This is a genomic window from Actinosynnema sp. NPDC053489 (assembly GCF_044544865.1).
Taxonomy (GTDB): domain Bacteria; phylum Actinomycetota; class Actinomycetes; order Mycobacteriales; family Pseudonocardiaceae; genus Actinosynnema.
Genome location: NZ_JBITXT010000026.1, coordinates 24,450 through 43,016, shown reverse-complemented (window position 1 = coordinate 43,016; position 18,567 = coordinate 24,450). Strand labels below are relative to the sequence as shown.

At 74.0% G+C, this 18,567-nt stretch carries 16 protein-coding genes and 2 pseudogenes; 8 read left to right on the top strand and 10 right to left on the bottom strand.

Annotation, left to right across the window (positions count from 1 at the left end; genetic code table 11):
• The first annotated feature begins 527 nt into the window (after positions 1–527).
• The 3 genes from wrbA to ACIGNX_RS34320 all read left to right on the top strand — a co-directional run bounded on the left by wrbA (position 528) and on the right by ACIGNX_RS34320 (position 1,855).
• Complete coding sequence (gene wrbA / locus ACIGNX_RS34330; protein WP_396545672.1) at positions 528–1,139, top strand: NAD(P)H:quinone oxidoreductase; 612 nt, start codon at positions 528–530, stop codon at positions 1,137–1,139.
• An 84-nt stretch (positions 1,140–1,223) separates the two neighbouring features.
• Positions 1,224–1,580 carry a YidH family protein gene (locus tag ACIGNX_RS34325; protein ID WP_396545670.1) on the top strand — a complete coding sequence of 119 codons (357 nt, stop codon included), beginning with the start codon at positions 1,224–1,226 and terminating at the stop codon, positions 1,578–1,580.
• Entirely contained in the window at positions 1,577–1,855 is a 279-nt protein-coding gene (locus ACIGNX_RS34320) for a DUF202 domain-containing protein (RefSeq protein WP_396545668.1), read from the top strand. Before ACIGNX_RS34325 ends, ACIGNX_RS34320 begins: the two co-directional genes overlap by 4 nt.
• Here ACIGNX_RS34320 and ACIGNX_RS34315 read toward each other — a convergent pair.
• The 3 genes from ACIGNX_RS34315 to ACIGNX_RS34305 form a co-directional block, all read right to left on the bottom strand.
• Positions 1,845–2,714 (bottom strand): universal stress protein, encoded by an 870-nt coding sequence (locus ACIGNX_RS34315; RefSeq protein WP_396545666.1) that lies wholly within the window; start codon positions 2,712–2,714, stop codon positions 1,845–1,847. The genes ACIGNX_RS34320 and ACIGNX_RS34315 overlap by 11 nt on opposite strands.
• A gap of 130 nt (positions 2,715–2,844) precedes the next feature.
• Complete coding sequence (locus ACIGNX_RS34310) at positions 2,845–3,834, bottom strand: NlpC/P60 family protein (RefSeq protein WP_396545664.1); 990 nt, start codon at positions 3,832–3,834, stop codon at positions 2,845–2,847.
• Positions 3,835–3,890: 56 nt separating this feature from the next.
• Entirely contained in the window at positions 3,891–4,376 is a 486-nt protein-coding gene (locus ACIGNX_RS34305; RefSeq protein WP_396545662.1) for a poly-gamma-glutamate biosynthesis protein PgsC/CapC, read from the bottom strand.
• On the opposite strand from ACIGNX_RS34305, the gene ACIGNX_RS34300 reads away from it, so the two are divergent.
• Positions 4,324–4,941 carry a pentapeptide repeat-containing protein gene (locus tag ACIGNX_RS34300; RefSeq protein ID WP_396545676.1) on the top strand — a complete coding sequence of 206 codons (618 nt, stop codon included), beginning with the start codon at positions 4,324–4,326 and terminating at the stop codon, positions 4,939–4,941. The two genes, ACIGNX_RS34305 and ACIGNX_RS34300, sit on opposite strands and share 53 nt — an antisense overlap.
• A 265-nt stretch (positions 4,942–5,206) precedes the next feature.
• Here the strand turns inward: ACIGNX_RS34300 and pgsB are convergent.
• Together pgsB and ACIGNX_RS34290 are read right to left on the bottom strand one after the other, a co-directional pair.
• A pseudogene (gene pgsB / locus ACIGNX_RS34295) lies at positions 5,207–6,346 on the bottom strand (poly-gamma-glutamate synthase PgsB); the annotation flags it as partial.
• On the bottom strand, positions 6,343–8,562 hold the full coding sequence (locus ACIGNX_RS34290; protein ID WP_396545660.1) for a HAMP domain-containing protein: 2,220 nt from the start codon (positions 8,560–8,562) through the stop codon (positions 6,343–6,345). The gene ACIGNX_RS34290 and the pseudogene pgsB, both read right to left, overlap by 4 nt.
• Positions 8,563–8,766: 204 nt before the next feature.
• Between ACIGNX_RS34290 and ACIGNX_RS34285 the strand changes: the two genes are divergently transcribed.
• Together ACIGNX_RS34285 and ACIGNX_RS34280 are read left to right on the top strand one after the other, a co-directional pair.
• Positions 8,767–9,627: a hypothetical protein gene (locus ACIGNX_RS34285; protein ID WP_396545658.1), complete on the top strand. Its 861-nt coding sequence runs from the start codon at positions 8,767–8,769 to the stop codon at positions 9,625–9,627.
• Positions 9,628–9,771: 144 nt separating this feature from the next.
• The gene (locus ACIGNX_RS34280; RefSeq protein ID WP_396545656.1) at positions 9,772–12,177 is read left to right on the top strand and encodes a CapA family protein; all 2,406 of its coding nucleotides are present in this window, start codon (positions 9,772–9,774) and stop codon (positions 12,175–12,177) included.
• Between the two features lie 157 nt (positions 12,178–12,334).
• Here the strand turns inward: ACIGNX_RS34280 and ACIGNX_RS34275 are convergent, their stop codons facing one another.
• The 5 genes from ACIGNX_RS34275 to ACIGNX_RS34255 form a co-directional block, all read right to left on the bottom strand.
• Positions 12,335–13,792 (bottom strand): peptide MFS transporter, encoded by a 1,458-nt coding sequence (locus ACIGNX_RS34275; protein ID WP_396545654.1) that lies wholly within the window; start codon positions 13,790–13,792, stop codon positions 12,335–12,337.
• A gap of 14 nt (positions 13,793–13,806) precedes the next feature.
• Positions 13,807–14,184, bottom strand: coding sequence for a hypothetical protein (locus ACIGNX_RS34270; RefSeq protein WP_396545652.1), 378 nt, complete (start codon positions 14,182–14,184; stop codon positions 13,807–13,809).
• 77 nt (positions 14,185–14,261) lie between these two features.
• Positions 14,262–14,447 carry a hypothetical protein gene (locus ACIGNX_RS34265; RefSeq protein ID WP_396545650.1) on the bottom strand — a complete coding sequence of 62 codons (186 nt, stop codon included), beginning with the start codon at positions 14,445–14,447 and terminating at the stop codon, positions 14,262–14,264.
• Between the two features lie 126 nt (positions 14,448–14,573).
• Positions 14,574–15,860, bottom strand: coding sequence for a cation:proton antiporter (locus ACIGNX_RS34260; protein ID WP_396545648.1), 1,287 nt, complete (start codon positions 15,858–15,860; stop codon positions 14,574–14,576).
• A 357-nt stretch (positions 15,861–16,217) separates the two neighbouring features.
• Positions 16,218–16,925 (bottom strand): helix-turn-helix transcriptional regulator, encoded by a 708-nt coding sequence (locus ACIGNX_RS34255; protein ID WP_396545646.1) that lies wholly within the window; start codon positions 16,923–16,925, stop codon positions 16,218–16,220.
• 78 nt (positions 16,926–17,003) lie between these two features.
• Between ACIGNX_RS34255 and folE the strand changes: the two genes are divergently transcribed.
• Together folE and ACIGNX_RS34245 are read left to right on the top strand one after the other, a co-directional pair.
• Positions 17,004–17,624: a GTP cyclohydrolase I FolE gene (folE, locus tag ACIGNX_RS34250; protein ID WP_396545644.1), complete on the top strand. Its 621-nt coding sequence runs from the start codon at positions 17,004–17,006 to the stop codon at positions 17,622–17,624.
• A gap of 237 nt (positions 17,625–17,861) precedes the next feature.
• Positions 17,862–18,567 (top strand): annotated as a pseudogene (locus ACIGNX_RS34245) (HAMP domain-containing protein); the annotation flags it as partial.

Sequence of the window (18,567 nt, the reverse complement as noted above, 5' to 3'; positions counted from 1 at the left end):
CACCGACCAGGCGGTGCCCGCCACGACGAGCGGCGGCGGTGGGCGGGTGAAGGCCTGATCCGGCCATGAGCGTGCTCCTCTTCGTCGAGGTGGGGAGAGGCCTGCTTGTCACGACTCGGCGCCGGTCCACGGGGGGCGGCGGCGGCAGCCGGAAGGCCAGGGCCGGCGGCCGATTGTTTCGGTGAGAGCGATTCAACTTTCGGATCAATGTAGCCAGGCCGACGCGGACCGTCAACGAGTTGGAGCCCTTGAAATGTGAGCGCTAACTCCACGAGTCGATCATCGTCGACCTGTCGAACGCCGTCGAACGACCAGCTCATCTGCGTGCCACGGCATACCATTGGCGTTCTGATGCGCCTCGACGGAGAAGGCTCGGCACCGCGTTGTTAGCGCAAACAGTGGTCGGGTCCCGGCCCGGGCGGCTGGTGCTCCGGGTGGTCTCGGGCCACCAACGAGTGATGAGCCCGATCGGATCGGCGTCGAGCGGGTACACCTTGGCGACAGTCGTCGATGCCACGGGAGTTCCGATGTCCGACCTCAAGACCGTTGTCGTCTACTACTCGGCCACCGGCAGCGTGTACGCGCTGGCCCGGGCCGCGGCCGCGGCGGCGGAGGATGGGAGCGAGGTGCGGTTGCGCAAGGTGCGCGAGCTGGCTCCGGACGAGGCCATCGCCAGCAACGAGGGCTGGGCCGCCCACGTCAAGCAGACGCAGGACGTCCCCGAGGCGACCCTGGACGACCTGGAGTGGGCCGACCTGCTGATCTTCGGCACGCCCACCCGGTACGGACTGCCGACGGCGCAGTTGAAGCAGTTCATCGACACCACCGGTCCGCTGTGGGCGCAGGGCAAGCTGGTCGACAAGGTGGCGACCTCGTTCACCTCGGCGGGCACCGCGCACGGCGGCCAGGAGACCACCATCACCGCCCTGAACAACACCTTCTACCACTGGGGCTGCGTCATCGTGCCGCCCGGCTACGCCGACCCCATCCAGTTCCAGGCCGGCAACCCCTACGGCACCAGCCACATCTCGAACAACGGCCAGAACCCGCCCGGTCAGCTGGAACTGGACGCCGTGGCCTTCCAGGCCCGTCGGGCGGTGCGCATCGCCCGCGCCCTGAAGACCGGGCTCGCCGCCTGACCGGCGCGCCGCCGGGACGACCCGCCGCGGGTTAGCCTGCCGACCGGCCGTCACGAGGCGGTCGCCCGCGACGACGGAGGTCCGATGCACGGCGAGCCGGAGCGGCCACCCGCGGACCGGGAGCCGGACTACCGGTTCACCCTGGCCAACGAGCGGACGTTCCTGGCGTGGATCCGGACCGCGCTGGGCCTGCTCGCGGGCGGGGTGGCCGTCGGGCAGCTGGTGCCGCCCTTCGCGTTCCCCGGGGCGACGCTGCTGCTGGGCCTGATGTGCATCGCGTTGGCGGCGGTGCTGGCGGCGACCAGCTACCCCCGGTGGCGGGCGGTGCAGCGGGCGATGCGGGCGGACCGGCCGTTGCCGCGCAGCCCGGTGCTGGTGGTGCTGGCGGTGGGGGTGCTGCTCGTGGCGGTGACGGCGGGTGTCCTGGTGGTGGTCGCGTGACCGGCTCGCGTGATCGCGGCCTGCAACCGGAGCGCACCGGGTTGGCGTGGCGGCGCACGGCGTTCAGCGCGGCGGCCTGCTCGGTGCTGCTGCTCCAGGCGGCGGCCCGGGGTGGTGGCGGCCTGCGGGTCGTGCCGGGCGTGCTGATCGCGCTGGTCGCGGCCGTGGCGGTGTGGGCGGGCGTGGGGCGCGGGGCCGTTCCCGTCCGCGTGCCGCTGGTGGTCGGCGTGCTCACCACGCTCGCGTGCCTGACCGCGCTGGTGTTCACCGCGTGACGTGCCGCGGTCGGACGACGGCCAGCGGACAGGTGGCGTGGTAGACGAGCGATTGGCTCGTGGAGCCCAGGAGCATGCCGGTGAAGCCGCCGCGGCCGCGGCTGCCCACGACGAGGAGCCGGGCGTCCCTCGCCGCCTGGAGCAGGGCGCGGGCCGGGCCGCCGCGGACGACCCGGCGGTCCACGCGCACGTCCGGGTACCGCTCCTGCCAACCGGCCAGGCGTTCGGCCAGCAGTTGGCGCTGGTCGGCCTCGACCTGCGACCAGTCGACGGTGGCCCACGAGCCGAACGGGCTGTCGAGCTGGAAGTCGGTCCACGCCAGGACGGCGGTGAGGGGCGCGTCGCGCAGGGACGCCTCCTCGAACGCGAAGGCGATCGCCTCCTCGCTGACCGGTGAACCGTCCACGCCGACGACGACCGGGCCGTCCCCGGGCGCCGGGTCGCGCACCACGACAACCGGGCAGGCGCCGTGCGTGGACACCGCCACGGCCACCGAGCCGACCAGCAGGCCGGAGAAGCCGCCGAGGCCGCGCGAGCCGACCACGACGAGCCGGGCGGTGCGGGACTCGGCGATCAGCGCCGCGGTCGGCGGGGCGACGACGAGGGAGGTCTCGACCTCAGGTGCGACGGCGCGCACGGTGCCGGCGACGTCGTCCAGCCACTGCCGGCCCTGGGTCTCGAACGCCCGCTGGACCTCCGGGCCGGTCAGCACCAGCTCCGGGTAGCTGTGGGTGGGCAGCACGTAGGCGTGCACGAGCTTGAGGGGCACGCGGTGGCGGGCGGCTTCGGCGGCGGCCCACCCGGCGGCCTCCACCGCCGTGTCGGAACCGTCCACGCCGACCACGATCGGGGCGCTCATGGCGGGCTCCTCTCGCCCGGGTCCGTTCCGCGTGGACGTGCGACTCACACGGCTGTCGTCCCCGACGGTAAGCCGGGTCCGGGCCGTCGGCAGCGGTCGTACGTCGTCAGGGGGACGTGGCCCGCGCCGGTCACAGCCGCCGGGCCGACCGCCACGCGGTCGAGTAGAACCCGCCGTCGTCCAGGAGGGACGTGCCGCCGACGTCGCCGAGCGTGGGGCCGTTGATGCGCTCGCGGCTGGAGATGAAGCGGTGGTGGCCGCCGTCGTCCAGGCCGAGGTAGATGCCGACGTGGTCCAGGGTGTCCGGGTCGTCCTCGACCTCGAAGAACACCAGGTCGCCCGGCTGGAGCCGGCTGTAGTCGGTGGCGCGGCGGCGTTCGTTGGCCACGAGCTGCACGCCGGGGCCGAACTCCGAGATGGCGTAGGCGCGCCGGGGGATGCCCGGTCCGGGCGCGTTGACGCCGAGCAGCGGCATGCCGAGGCGGTAGCCGAAGACCAGGCGCACGTAGCCCGAGCAGTCGACCGCGCCGTAGCGGCTCTGCTCGGGCCGGGCGCTGGGGCCGTTGGGGAAGTCCCAGGGCACGCCCAGGTAGTCGTAGAAGTCCGACTGCTCCTGGCGGCCCGAGCCGGACGGCTTGACCGGGCCGAAGGAGGCGTCACCGCGGAAGCGCACGCCGTTGGCGTCGACGCCGTCCGGCATGTCGATCAGGTACTCGGTGGCGACGGCGAGCACGTCGGGGCCGGTGTCCGCCCGCGCCCGGGCGAACCAGTCGGTGAACCAGTCCTCGGCCTCCGCGCCGACGCGCCACGGCTGCGGCAGCAGCCGCACCCAGGACGTGGTGTTGACGGTGGCGGAGGTGGCCTTCGGCTCGCTGAACGAGCGGCGGGGGCCGACGAGCTGGGCGGTGCGGGCACCGTCGGTGAGCACCGCCACGACGACCCCGGTGGCCTGGTCGCGCACGACGGTGCGGGCGGGCGCGTCGAGCCGTTCGTAGACCAGCCGCTCGGCCTGCTCGGTCACCGGTCCCGGCTCGTCGGTCGGGCCACCGGTGGGCGCGTCCGGCCACCAGACGACGAGCGCGACCGCGAGGGCGGCGGCCACCAGCGCCGCCACCCCCACCCGAGGCACCCGGAGGTGCCGCCGTCCCGCCTTCATCGCCTGTCGCACCGACCACTTCACACCGTGGGCACCAGCCCGATGAGCACGCCGCTCGCCAGTACACCGTATCCGGCGGCGCTGACGGTACTCGTGGCGATCGCGGTGACCAGCGGTGGTTGGCGGACGAGCTGGTAGGCGATGAGGCCGGGCACCACGAACCCGAGCGTCTGGTGCGCGAACAGCAGCGGGAAGTCGCTCTGGATCAGCATGAACAGCGTCGTCTGGAGCAGCACGCCGGTGAGCACCACGGCGGCGAACAACCGCTTCCCGTAGAGGATGACGACGCGCTGCAACAACTTCACCGCCCCGTACGTCACACCGCTCATGACGACGACGAGCAGCGCGCGCCGGTAGTCCTCCACGAGGGTCAGGGCCAGCCAGCCGGGCGTGATCATGCCGCCGGGCGAGAGGTTGGTGGTGAGGTAGCAGGCCAGGGAGAACACGAGGCCGATGGCCAGGCCGAGGGTGGCGACCTCCGGCAGGAGGAGGGATCCGTTGGTCACGACTGCTTCCAGGGTCGAGGGGTGGCTCGGTGGTCGGGGTGCGGCGGGGTGTCGCGGGCGGGGCGGTCCGGCCCGGCGGCCTCGAAGAGGTTGCCGCGCGCGCTGTCTTCGGCTGACGGGCGGCGGGCGGGACGAGGCGTCCCGCCGCCGGCGCGCTCGGCTCCGGCGCGCTCGGCTCCAGGGCGCTCGGCTCTGGAGTGCTCGGCTCCGGGGCGCTCGGCTCCGGGGCGCTCGGCTCCAGGGCGCTCGGCTCTGGAGTGCTCGGCTCCGGGGCGCTCGGCTCCGGGGCGCTCGGCTCCGGGGCGCTCGGCTCCGGAGTGCCCGGCTCCGGAGTGCCCGGCTCCGGCACGCTCGGCTCCGGCACGCTCAGCTCTGGAGTGCTCGGCTCCGGGGCGCTCGGCTCCGGGGCGCTCGGGGGTCCGGTGCCCAGGACCGGGACGCCCGGGGTTGGGTGCGTGCCGCTGTTGGTCGGGGGCCTGGTGCGCCCGATCGGGTGCGGAGTGGTGCGCTTCCCGCGCCCGTCGCGGGTCGCCACCCGGTGGCCGCCCGCGCGCCGGGTCGATGAACTGCGTCTCGGCCGACGCGTTGCGGGCGGCGTCCGAAGGCGGTCGGGGCGCGGGCCGCCGCTGCTGCGCGGGGTGCCGCTCGTGCGGCAGCGGGCGCCCCTGCCGCGGGGACGGGGGCCGGCGTGCGTCGTCGGTCCTGCGCGGCGGGACGGGACGCGGCTGGGTGGCCGGATGGGCCGGGGCGGCCGGTTCCTCGGCCCGCGCGGGCGCGCGGGGAGGCTCGTCGGCCGGTGGTTCCTCCAGGTGCTCGACGGCTTCCAGGAAGACCTCGCCCTGGCCGTGGATGTTGCCGATGGCCACGAGCGACGCGGTCGACTCGATCTCGGCCAGGACGGCGTCCAGGAGTTCCTCCGCGCTCCGCGCGCCACCCAGGTCGGTCACCCGGTCGCGCCACCGCTCGTCCACTGTGGACAGGGCGCTGCGCGTCGGATCGCCGATCAGCACCACCCGGTCGGGGTCGATGCGCGCGACCAGCGCGCCCATCTGCTGGTTGCGCTCCACGCGGTCGGGCCGGCAGTTGATGACGACGTGCAGGGGACGGCTGATCGACCCCTGCTCCAGCAGCCGCTCGATGTTCATCAGCGTGGACTCGGGGTCGTTCGCCGCGAAGACGTTGGCCAGCTTGATCCGCTTGTCCCCCGCCACCCGGGTGTGCACCGACAGCACGCCGGGGTCCGGCGGCGCGGACCACATGCCCGCCAGCGCCGAGCGCCGGTTCACCCCCAGCAGCTCCGCCACCTTGAGCGCGATGGCGACGTTCTCCTTGAACGTGACCCAGGTGAAGCCCGCCATGTCCTCGTCGGTGACCGACTCCGGGTCGACCGCGATCAGCTCGCAGTCCCGCTTGGCGGCCTCCTGCTCCAGCAGGTGCAGCCGGTCCACCTCAGCCGTCACGCAGATCCCGCCCACCGGCATGGACCGGCTCAACGACCGGGCCACGTCGTCCAGGGTCGGGCCCATCTCGGCGAGGTGGTCCTCGCGCACGTTGCACAGCACGCCGATGGTGGAGCGGATCAGCTTGCTCTGGTTGATCTCCTGGAGGTCGGGCATCACGGCCATGCACTCGATCACCAGCGCGTCGGACCGGTAGGCGGCGGCGCGGCGGACGATGCCGATCTGCTCCACCACGTTGGCGATGCCCCACTTGCGGTAGACGGGCTCCTCGCTGCCGTCGGGGTGGATGAACCGGGCGGCCGTGCCGGTGGTCTTGGCCGTGGTGACCAGTCCCCCGCCGCGCAGCGCGCCCGCGCACAGGCGGGTGATGGAGCTCTTGCCGCGGATGCCGTTGACCAGCACCCGGTGCTCGATGCTCGCGAGCTGGGCGAGGTGCCTGCGCTGCTCGACCACGCCCGCGGCGAACGTGCCGGCCGTGAGCAGGACGAAGACGACGTAGAGGTAGGTCATGCCGAGCCCTTCCCGGCACCGGCGCGGGACGCGGCACGGCGCACCGGCGGCGGCGCGGTGTGCGCGGCGGGCTTCTCCACCGGCTTGAGGAACTGGGTGGGGTCGGTGGCCGCCCCGCGCGGCCGGCGCACCTCGCCCAGGCGGTCGAGGCCCTGGGTCACCGCCTGGCGGCAGATCTCCAGGCACGAGGCGATGGTGCCGACCTCGTCGTGCCGCTGCGGGTAGATGACCGAGGTGAAGTCGCCCCGGACGAGGCCGTCCGCGGCCCGCGACACCCGCCGCAGCGGGCCGAGCACCGAGAACAGCAACCAGCCGTAGCCGAACAGCGCGGCCAGCGCGGCGATCAGCGCGACCAGCTGCGCGTAGCGGCGGACGTCGTTGACGGGCAGGGCGAGTTCCGCGCCGGGCTTCTCCGACACGACGGTCCAGCCGAGCCGGCCGACCTCGCCGCCGAGCACGGCGGCGGCGGAGACGATGCCCGGTCCGTCGTCGCCGGGTTGGACGTCGCCCACGGCGTCACCGCGCTGGGCGCGGGTCGCGCCGTCCCGCAGCGCCGGGTCGGTGACCTGCTCGAACGCGATGAAGCCGTCCGTGGCGCTGATCGTGCGGAAGTCGCCGTCGATCAGCCGCGCGTGGCCGGGCACGTGGCCCAGCAGGCCGGCGAGGTGCTCCAGGTCGAACTCCCCGACCAGGGTGGAACCGTCCTCCAGCGGCACCTCGGCGAAGATCACCGGCACGCGGCCGGCGTGGTTCTGCTGGCGCAGGCCCGCCGCCGTCGCCGGTGGTTCGCCGATGCGCAGGGGCGGGCGGCCGACCGGCTCCCCCGCCCGGCCGGAGCGGTCGACCAGGTAGAGGCTGCGGTAGCGGGTCTGGTCGGCCATCATCCGCTCCAGCGCGGACCGCAGGGCCTCGGGCGAACCCGCGCCGGCGGCGACGGCGGACAGGTCGGCCAGCCCGTCGTTCACGCTGCGGCGCAGGGCGTCCGTGGCCCTCGCGGTCTGCGCGCGGACGCCGGCGACGACGCCCGCGGGGATGTCCACCTCGACCGGGCGGAAGGCCACGAGCATCCCGGCCGACCAGGCGAAGACGGACACGGCGAGCACACCGGCGGTGGCGCGCGCGGTGACCTGCCGTCCGCGGACCGGCTCGACGTCACCGTCACGGCCGTTCAGGCGGTCCGAGCACAGCCGGGCCGCGGCGACGACGCTGGCCACCTCGGCGGTCCTGGCGGGCCGGATGGTGGTGTCGAGGTCGCCGGAGGCGAGGGAGAGCAGGTCGGCGCGCGCGGCGAGGACGGGACCGGTGACGACGCGGCGCACGACCACGAACCCGGTGACGGCCAGCAGCGCCAGGAGCGCGGCGGGGATGATCCCGGAGGTGCCGGAGGAGCCGCTGTGCAGCGGGCCCGCGGCGACCGCGACCACGGCGAGGTCGAGCCCGTCGGGGCTGCTCGACGGCGCGACCCGGGCGTGGGCGTAGGTCCGCTGGACGCGGTCGGCGGGCGTCCCGAGCAGCACGCCGGGACCGGTGACGGCGGCCCGGGCGGCGTCGGCGACGGAGCGCTCGACGTCCGGGGCGCGGTCCTGGGCCAGCGGGCCCGTGGCGGCGATGACCCGGCCGGACAGGGTGGTGACCAGGTAGGACTGGTCGAGGACCCGGTCCGCGTCCGGTTCGGGCAGCCGCACGGCCGTGGTCGCGGCGAGCAGTCGGCCGCCCGGCAGCGCGGTGGTCAGGAGCAGGACCGGTTCGCCGCCGGGTGCGAGCGCGGAGGTCACCGCGGCGTCGCCGACGGCCGGCGGGACGGCCTGCACCGGGACCTGCTCACCGCGGGAGGCGAGCAGGGAGCGGCCGGGTTCGGCGAGCACCGCCGCGCCGCGCCACTTGCGGTTGCGCGTCAGGGCGTCCAGCACCCGGTCCGGCTGGCCCGCGGCGTCGGCGGCGGCGTTGCGCATCTCGCCGAGCCCCTGGTTCGCCGTCGCGCCGATCGAGCGGGCCACGCCGAGCGCGATCTCCTGCTGGGACTCGCGGAACGCGACGGGCACCTCGTCGGCACCGTCCGCGCCCAGCAGCACGCCCGTGGTCGCGGCCAGGGCCAGGAGCAGCACGAGCAGTGCCGCGGGCAGCAGGCGGACGGTGGCGGGGAACGCCGCTTCCGGTAATTGCTCCTGCAGGCGTCTGAGCCGGGCGTTACCGACAGTAGCCGTTTTTTGGCGCACGAAAATTCTCTCCGACCCCGTCACCCAAAAGGAGAAGGGTGCGCCCCCGAACGCGCAACCCCGGTTGATACAGCCCGTAGATTGTGCACCACAAAGTTCCCAAGTCCTAACCAGAAGGGGTGCGGCGGTGTGTCGAACGAGTGAATGTGATTTACATAGGTGATCTATATTCGCCCACGGCGACGTTATCTGTTTCTTCTCGCCGTGATCAGCATCTCGCTCGCCGGGTGTTACGCGAACGGCCTTTCCGACGATGCGCCGCCCTCGACCGACCCGACCGCGGAACTGGGCGAGCGGGTCACCGGTTTCGCGGCCTCGCTGCGCGAGGACGCGCCCTACCGGCCACCGACCGCGGCGCAGCGCGAGGCGTTCGCCGACGCGGTGACCGGGCTCGGGGCCACCCCGTCGACCGGGGACGACGACCTGCGGTCGCTCGGGTTCGCCGTGCTCCGGGCCGTGGACGCCACGACCGGCCGGCCCTACGCCCTCGCGGTCGCCGAGACCGGTGGCGAGCGGAGCTGGGGCCTGTACGTGGTGGACCTGTCCCGCCCGGTGCGCCTCGCGGTGCAGGTGCCCCACCCCGCCAACGACCTGCACACCGCCGAGATCGGGCTGGCCCTGTTCCGCCGGGTGCCCGGCTCCGTGCTGTCAGTGGCGGGGACGCACCGCCGCGCGGCCGACGGCGCGGGTGACGCGGCGCACCGCACCGACTCCCTGTTCCACGCGGCGGCCGAGCGGCACTCGCGCGACGGCGTGCCGCAGGTGCAGCTGCACGGCTTCGACGACGACAGCCTGCCGTCCGCCGACCTGGTGCTCTCCCCCGGCGCGGCGCGGGAGGACCCGTCGATCGCCCGGGTCGCCGACGAGCTGGACGGGCGGCTGCGCGTGTGCCGGGCGTGGGCGCGCGACTGCGGCGACCTGGAAGGCAGGCGGAACGGGCAGGGCGTCGTCGCGGCCGGGCACGGCGTCTTCTTCGCGCACGTGGAGCTCAACCGCACCACCCGGGATTCACCCGGCAACTGGGAACCCGTCGTCCACTCCCTGGGAAAGGCACTGGACGACTGAACCGGCGGACCACCGATCCGCTCCACCGGCACGAGCCGGTCCCGGCACGCGGAGTGCCGCCAATACCACGGAAGGGTTTTTGTTGTGGGCATGTTCAGCACGTTGAGACACCGGTGGCCCTGGGTTGCCATTCCCCTGGTCGTGGTGCTCACGGCGGGAGCGGTGGTCTACGCCGTCAGCGACGCGGACTGCGACGGCTGCCTGCGCCCGGCCGGGGGCCGGAGCATCGCCGTGCGGCTCAAGATCACCGGCGAGTCCGGCGACCCGCTGGAGGGCGCCACCGTCACCGTGCACTCGCCGCTGGGCAGTCCGGTCCCGCTGACCACCGACGACGACGGCGTGGTCGACGTGCCCGAGCTGCCCGGGCCGGCCATGACCGTCGTGACCGCGGCCGGGCACCTGGCCGAGCCCGTGCCGCTGGGCTGGTCGGACTCCGGCAAGCAGGTCGACGTGAAGCTGTTCTCGCGCGGCGCCAACCGGTTCGCCGTCCACTCGGCGGGCGACGTGATGTTCGGCAGGCGGTACGCGGTGCCGGCGCAGGAGGAGTCCAGCGGGCGCTCGGAGCCCCTGATCCCGGCGGACGACGCCGCCGCGGGCGCGCAGGACGTGGTGTCCGCCATCGCGCCCGCGTTCGCCGCCGCCGACTTCCGGACCGTCAACGTGGAGACGGTCATCAGCGACAAGCCGGCCACGGCCGCCTACCCGGGCAAGCGCTACATCCTCCAGTCCGCCGGGCCGACCGTGGCCGGTCTCCGCGCGCTGTCGGCGGACCTCGCGGTGCTGGCCAACAACCACTCCCGCGACCTCCTCGACGCCGGCGTGGCCGACACGCGCGCCGCCCTGTCCGGCGCGGGCATCGCGACCGTGGGCGCGGGCGCGAACGCCGCCCAGGCGGCCGAACCGCACCGCCGCGAGGTCGCCGGCACGGGCGTCGGCGTGCTCGCGTACACCAGCGTGGACGGTTCGTTCGTCAACGAGAGCTTCCCGCCGGCGACCGCCCGGCAACCCGACGACGTCGCCGAGTCCGACCGGTGGCAGTACGAGAGCCGGACGTGGGGCTACCCGGCGGCGGGGGTGCCGTCCGCGCCGCGGCGCATCCGCGAGGCGTGGGAGCGGTTCAGCGCGGCCGAGGAGCGCGCGTCGGACGAGCAGGTGGCGGGCATGTGGGCCACGCTGGCGGCCGTCTACCCGGAGGTGCAGGACTGGGTGGCCCGGCGCGGTCACGGCGGCGCGGCCAAGTGGGACGACAAGGCGTCCACCGCGCAGATCCAGCAGGTCGCGAAGTCGTCCCCGCTGGTGATGGTCCAGGTGCACGCCGGTTTCCAGTTCCAGGAGGCGGCGTCGGACAACATCCGCGAGATCGCCCGCAAGGCCATCGACGCGGGCGCGGACGTCGTGGTCGCCCACCACCCGCACGTGCTGCAGGGCGTGGAGTGGTACAAGGGCAAGCTGATCGCCTACAGCCTGGGCAACTTCGTGTTCGAGCAGAACTTCCTGTCCACCTTCGCGAGCGCGTTCCTGCGCACCGTGTGGGAGGGCGACAAGCTGCTGGAGGCCCGGCTGTACCCGTTGGAGCTGGTGGACTACAAGCCGGTGCCCGTGACCGACTCGGCGGCCGAGCGCGTCCTGGCCCGCGTGTGGGAGCGCAGCACGCTGCCGCTGGAGTCCTACCGGGACGACAACGGCGATGTGCGCACGCGTCCCCGGGAGAAGGGCACGCCGGCCCACGTCGTCCTGGAACGGCACACCGGCCGCCTGGTCGCCGAACCGCCCGCCGGTCGGGCCGAGGAACGGGAGGTCGCGGCCGGCGCGGTGGTCGACCTGCCCGTGGCCCCGTCGGCGCTGGTGCGGCCGACCGGCGGTGCCGGCGTGGACATCGGGCGGGACCTGTACGGGTGGGGGCACTTCGAGGACGAGACCGCCGACGCCTCGATCAGCGAGGCCGTGCACTGGAGCGTGAACAGCAAGCGCGAGGGCACCCGGCCCGGTGACGCGGCGCAGGGCCTGCGCGCGCTCCGCCTGGAGGTGCGCGACGGGGACTCGGTGCAGAGCAGGCCGATCGCCCGCATCGCCCTGCCGCGCCACCGGGCGTACCGGGAGGAGGGCGGCAAGGCGGTGCCGACCGATCCCGAGCCGTCGTACTCGCTGGTGACCGAGGTGCGCCGCTCGTCCACCGCGACCGCGGAGGTCCGGTTCGACATCTACCACTTCGACGACAGCAACCCGGCCGAGGACCCGACGTCGGAGATCGTGGCGACCTACACCAAGGCGGTGGACGTGCCCGCGGACGGGAAGTGGCACCGGGTGGTCGTCGACCTGGCGGTGTCGGAGTTGGACGCGGGGCCGACGAGCGGGAACATGGTGATGCCGTACCTGAAGGTGGCGGGTTCGTCCGCGCAGCCGGCGTGGGTGGACGTGGACGACCTGCGGTTCGTCGAGTGGCGGGACGCGCGGGCCACGAGCACCCAGGGCGCCTTCACCCTCGCCCGCAACCGCGGTGGTTCGGCGACGACGCTGCCCTACGAGGTCCTGCTCCCGTCCTCGCCGTGACCGTGCGGTGACGAGCGGGCCGCCACCGGGGTCGCCCGCTCGTCACCGTTCGCGTGGTTCCTAGTTTCGGTGCCGCGCGGTTCGGTCCGGTTAGGACTGGACCGAACCGGTTGTGGGAGGAGTGGGGCGACTTCCGCGCGGCCGCGCGGGGTGGCGGTCAGTGCACGCCGCTCATCAGCCGGCGGATCGGCCGCGACGCCAGCGCCAGCAGCACGCCGAAGAAGACCGCCGCGCCGCCCACCGCGGTGAAGTAGGCGGCCTCGTGCTCGGCGCTGTAGTACTCGGCCAGGGAGCCCGCGGTGGCCGTGCCCAGGGCGATCGACAGGAAGTTCAGCGCGACCATCTGGGTGTGGAACGCCTTGGGCGCGAGCTTCGTGGACAGCGACAGGCCGACCGGGGACAGCAGCAGCTCCGCGACGCTGAAGACCAGCAGGATCAGGACCAGCATCAGCAGGGGCGTGCTGTTGGCGGCGCCGCCCGCCGTGGGCAGGAACAGCAGGAACGCCAGGCCCATGAACACCGTGCCGAGCGCGAACTTCACCGGCGAGGACGGCTGGCGCGAGCCCAGCTTCGTCCACAGCGCCGCGAACGCGCCGGCCAGCAGGATGACGAACACCGGGTTGATCGAGTTCGCCCAGGACACCGGCATCTCCCAGCCGAACAGCGACCGGTCGACCCGCTGGTCGACGTAGATCGCCACCACGGTGAACTGCTGCTGGAACAGCGCGAAGAACACGAAGCTGGCCAGGAACATCGGGATGAAGGCGACCACGCGGCGGCGCTCGACGGGCGTGATCCGGCGGCTGGAGAGGATCACGGTGAAGTAGGCGATCGCGGCCACGACGATGACGGCGATGACCACGTCGGACAGGTTGGCCGGACCGACGAGGCCGGTCAGCGCCGCGACGGCCGCGATCGCGACGACCAGCAGCGCGATGCCCAGCACCGGCAGGCGGCGCGCGGCCGGCAGGGGGTTGGGCACGACGTTGACCTCGGGCCCGAACTTGCGCCGGCCGAACCAGTACTGGGTCAGGCCGGCGGCCATGCCGATGGCGGCCAGGCCGAAGCCGTAGTGGAAGCCGAGCTGCTGCTGGGCCAGGCCGGTGAGCAGCGGACCGATGAACGCGCCGAGGTTCACGCCCAGGTAGAACAGCGAGAAGCCGGCGTCACGGCGCTCGTCGCCCTCCTCGTACAGGGAGCCGACGAGCGCGGTGGCGTTGGCCTTGAGGCCGCCGCTGCCCAGCGCGACCGCGACCAGCCCGACGCCCACGCCGGCGAAGCCGGGGAGCACGGCCAGCGCGATGTGGCCGAGCATGATGAGCACGGCGCTGCCGAACAGCACGCGCTCGGACCCGACCAGCCGGTCCGCCACCCACGCGCCGACGATGGTCGACAGGTACACCAGGCCGCCGTAGGCGCCGACGATGCTGGTCGCGCTCGCCTCCGGCAGCCCGAGGCCGCCCTGGGCGACGCTGTAGTACAGGTAGATGGTGAGGATGCCCTGCATCCCGTAGAACGAGAACCGCTCCCACATCTCGACGCCGAACAGGTGCGCCAGCGCCCGCGGGTGCCCGAAGAAGCGCCTGTCCTGCTGCCGGTCCGCCGTCGTGCTCATGCTCAACCCCCGCCTCATCGACTGGTGGCGGGCACGGCCCGCGCTTCGGTGACCGAGAACGGCGTGCCCTCCTGGCACGTCGTGGCCTGCCCGGCCTGGACCGTGCCCGCCACCTCGACCTCGGCGCCCGCCGTGAGCACGCGCGGGTCGCCTCCCAGGAGCAGGAACCGGCCGCGGTCGGTCGACAGCAGCAGGCAGCCCGCCTCCGCGCCCGGCTCGACCTGTCCGCGCAGGACCGTCGCGGGGCGTTGCGGCGACGACCCCGGCGCGGTGGTGGGCGCGGTGGCGGGCGTCGCGGGCGTGGGCGTCATGCCGCTGTCCGAGCCGCCCCCGCAGGCCACGAGCGCGAGCAGCGCCGGGCCGAGGAGGGCGGCCGTTCGCGGAGCGTCCATGTCCAGCGGCTACCCGTTAACCGCCCGTCGGAACGGCACTGTCACTCGATCGTTGGCAGGCGCGGTCACCCGGGCGGTCACCGCGGGCAGTCGGCGCAGTGGTGCGGCCCGATCGCGCGGTCCCGGCCGCGCCAGCCCGCGCCGACCGCCGCGGACCACAGCGCGAGCCACGGCACGCGGGTGTCGCCCTGGTAGGCGCGACCGCAGTTGTCGCAGATCAGGAGCAGTGCGTCCGGGTCCTGCCCACCGGGAATGGCGGTCACGCGACCCGACCCCGCTCTCCTGCTCGCCGACCGTTGCCCGGCCGCGCGGGTGGCGCGACCGGTCCTGATCATGGCACCGCGGCGGGGCCGCGCACCTGACGCTTGCCTTGCGATCGGCGAGCGGGGTCAGACCGGGGTGCGCGGTGCCTGGTCGGGGTCGCCGTGCCGGTCGCGCGCGGCCCGGGCGCGGACGCGGTCCAGCAGGCGGATCGCCGGGGTCGCCGTGATGCCGTGCAGGACGATCGAACCGATCACGACCAGGCCGACCACGCGCCAGATCGCGTCCTGGTCGGCGAAGTCGCCCTCCTGCACCGCGTAGGCCACGTAGAACAGGGAGCCGACGCCCCGCACGCCGAAGAAGGAGATGACGGCCCGTTCGCGGGGGCCCGTCTTGCCGCGCGCGAGGGCGATCGCCCCGGCCAGGGGCCGCACGACGAGCAGCACCGCGGCGGCGACCAGCACGTCGCGCCACCCGGTGCCGGCGAGCAGGCCGGTGACCGCCGCGCCGCCCAGCAGGAAGATGATCAGCACGGTGAGCATCCGCTCGACCTGCTCCACGTACTGGTGCAGCACGCGGTGGTAGCCGTGCGACCGCTCCGCCGCCCGGATCGTGCAGGCGCAGACGAACACGGCCACGAAGCCGTAGCCCTCGGCCAGCTCGGTGAGGCCGTAGGCCAGGAAGGTGGCGGCGAGCGCGACGAAGCCCTCCGCGTGCTCGGCCAGCCGCAGCTTCTCCGACGGCGCGGCGAAGAACAGCTTGCGCAGGCCCCACCCGGCGAGCAGCCCGACGAGCACCCCGCAGGCCAGCCGCCACGCCACGTCGACCGCGAGCCAGTGCGGCAGCCAGGCGTCGGGCGCGGCGCCGACCACGCTGATCGCCACGGCGGCGTAGGTGAACGGGAACGCCAGCCCGTCGTTCAGCCCGGCCTCGGAGGTGAGCGCGAACCGCGCCTCGTCCTCCTCGCCGCTGTCCGCGGGCTCGGCCACCTGCACCTCGCCGGCGAGCACCGGGTCGGTGGGCGCCAGCACGGCCGCGAGCAGCAACGACGAGGCCAGCCCCCAGCCGAGCGCCCCCCAGCCGAGCACCCCGACCGCGAGCATGGACAGGGGCATCGTGATGCCGAGCAACCGCCAGGTCGTGGACCAGCCGCGCAGGCTGAACGGCCGGTTCAGCGCCAGCCCGGCGCCCATCAGCGAGATGATGACGCACAGCTCGGTGAGGTGCACCGTCACCGACCCGTGCCGCGCGGGCAGCGGACCGGGCAACGAGTCGGCGACCGAGAACACCACCGCCCCGGCCGCCAGGAACACCATGGGCATGGAGATCGGCGCACGCCCTAGCAACCGGGGCAGCAACGCCGCCAGGAGGGTCGCCACCCCGGCACCGGCGTACGCGAGGGCGGCCGGGTCCACCAGGCGACTCCTCTCGGTAGCACGCCATCGAACACCGATTCGACGCGCGTAGCCCGACAGGTACCCGGACGGACCCGCCTCAACCTCCTTCGGGGTGCCGGATGAGGTGCGGGCCCGTTGAGACGGAGGCGTCGGGGGGACCGAATCGTGGTCGGAGGGTTCGGACGGAGGTTCTGGGAGCGTTCCCAGAACCACGGCACGAAGGAGTGCGATGTCGCGGAAACCCGGGCAACACCGCATGTCCCCGGTCGTCGTCGGCGCCGTCGTGGCGGTCGTCGGCGGCGCGGTCCTGGCCGCGTCGGCCGGCCCCTCTCGCACCACCGCGCCGCCCGGCGGTCGGCAGGTCGACCAGGCGCCTCACCCCGCGCCGGCGGCCGGTTCGATGCGGACGCAGCACCGGCCGGCCGCGGGCGCGAGGTGGGCCGCCAGGTCGGTCCCGAGCCCGTCGAGCAGCCCCTCCAGCAGGCACGCGTTCATGCCGCACACCAGGTCCACGTGCCGCCGCGCCAGGCTGTGGAACGGGCAGTTGCCCAGCACGACCGAGGCGCCCACCGCCCGCGGCTCGAAGCCGAGGCCCTCCAGCACGCGCAACGCGGCCGGCCGGCCGTCCTCGGCACCGCGGGCGGTGCCGCCGACGTCACGGCCCAGTTCCCGGCCGAACTCGCGGGCGCGCCGGTGCAGCACGGTGCGCGGCGGCTCGCCGGACGCGTCGGCCTCGGCGGCGGAGTCGGCCAGCAGCAGCGCGGCCAGCTCGTAGCGGCGGTCGGGCAGCGAGACGGCGATCTGCGCCTCGGACCGCCGGTACAGCTTCGCGGGCCGGCCGGCTCCCGGGCCGCTGCGCCCGGTGCGGCGCTCGTGGACGACCTCCAGCAGCCCCTCGGCGACCAGGCGGTCGAGGTGGAACGCGGCGGTGGTGCGCGGCGCGCCCACCTCCTCGGCGGCCTCGTCCCGGCTCACCGGCGCGGGTCGCCGCACCACGAACTCGTACAGCCGGCGCCGGGTGGGTTCGGCGAGCGCGGCGACGGCGGAGACGTGCGCCGCCCACGACCGGTCGGCTTCGGCCATCTCTAAAACCAACTTCCGTTGACTGAATCTCCGGCTGACTTCTAAGGTTAGTCGGAGTTGTCGATAGAAGGAGGAGCCATGACCGCCGACGCCCCGGCCGCGCCCGCGGAGCACCCGCGGCCGCAGGTGCTCCGCGGGCGCGGCGGCGTGGACGTGGAGGCCGCGCGCCGGGCGGTGGCCGACCTGCTGGTGGCGCTGGGCCGCGACCCCGGCTCGCCGCACCTGGCCGACACCCCGGGGCGGGTCGCGCACGCCTACGCGGAGCTGCTGACCCCGCGCGAGTTCGACCTGACGACGTTCCCCAACGACGAGGGCTACGACGAGCTGGTGCTGGTGCGGTCCATCCCCGTGCAGTCGCTGTGCGAGCACCACCTGCTGCCGTTCCACGGCGTCGCGCACGTCGGCTACCTGCCCGGCGAGCGGATCCTGGGCCTGTCCAAGCTCGCCCGCGTGGTGGAGCTGTTCGCGCGCGACCTGCAGGTGCAGGAGCGGCTGACCAAGCAGGTGGCCGACTGGCTGCGCGAGCACCTGGCGCCGCAGGGCGTCGGCGTGGTGGTCGAGGCCGAGCACCTGTGCATGTCGCTGCGCGGCGTGCGCGCCACCGGCACCCGGACCGTCACCTCCACCCTGCACGGCGTGCTGCGGGAGGACGCGCGGTCGCGCCAGGAGTTCTTCGCCCTGGCGGGCGTCCGCGAGTAGCCGGCGGCTTCCGATCCACCCGCCCGGCCGGACGCACCCCTGGCAACGGCCCTCGAAGCGAACGCGGCCACCACCCGACGATCCGGTGACGATCGGTTCGGGCTCCCTCCCCCACGCGGTCGACGCGGGCGGTTAGGTGGGAGGTGGTGTGTGTAGCGTGTGTTCGGTTTGTCGATCGCTCAAGAAGGTGGCGGTGGACGCCGGTCTTGCTTCGATGTGCTGAAACGAGGGTGGGGCATGGCTGACACCACGACCGAGAGCGGTCGGCGGGCTGGGCGCGGGCGTGCGGGCGGTGCCGGGGACGCGGTCGACAGACCGGAGTTGCGGCAGTTGCTCGCCGGGTTGACCGCGGTGCGCGACGGCGACTTCGGCACGCGCCTGCCGGACGACTCCGACGGCCTGCTGGGCGAGATCGCGACCGTCTTCAACGGCATGCTGGACCAGCTCTCGCTGTTCACCTCCGAGGTGACCCGCGTCGCCCGCGAGGTCGGCACGGACGGCCGGCTCGGCGGCCAGGCCGAGGTGCCCGGCGTGTCCGGCACGTGGGCGGACCTCACCGACTCGGTGAACGCGATGGCCGGCAACCTCACCAGCCAGGTCCGCGACATCGCCCAGGTGGCCACGGCGGTGGCGCGGGGCGACCTGTCCCAGAAGATCGACGTGGACGCGCGCGGCGAGATCCTAGAGCTGAAGAACACCGTCAACACGATGGTCGACCAGCTCTCCTCGTTCGCCGACGAGGTGACCCGCGTGGCCCGCGAGGTGGGCAGCGAGGGCCGGCTGGGTGGCCAGGCCGAGGTGCCGGGCGTCGGTGGCGTGTGGCGCGACCTGACCGACTCGGTGAACTTCATGGCGGGCAACCTCACCGACCAGGTCCGCAACATCGCCCAGGTGACGACGGCGGTGGCGCGGGGCGACCTGTCCCAGAAGATCACGGTCACCG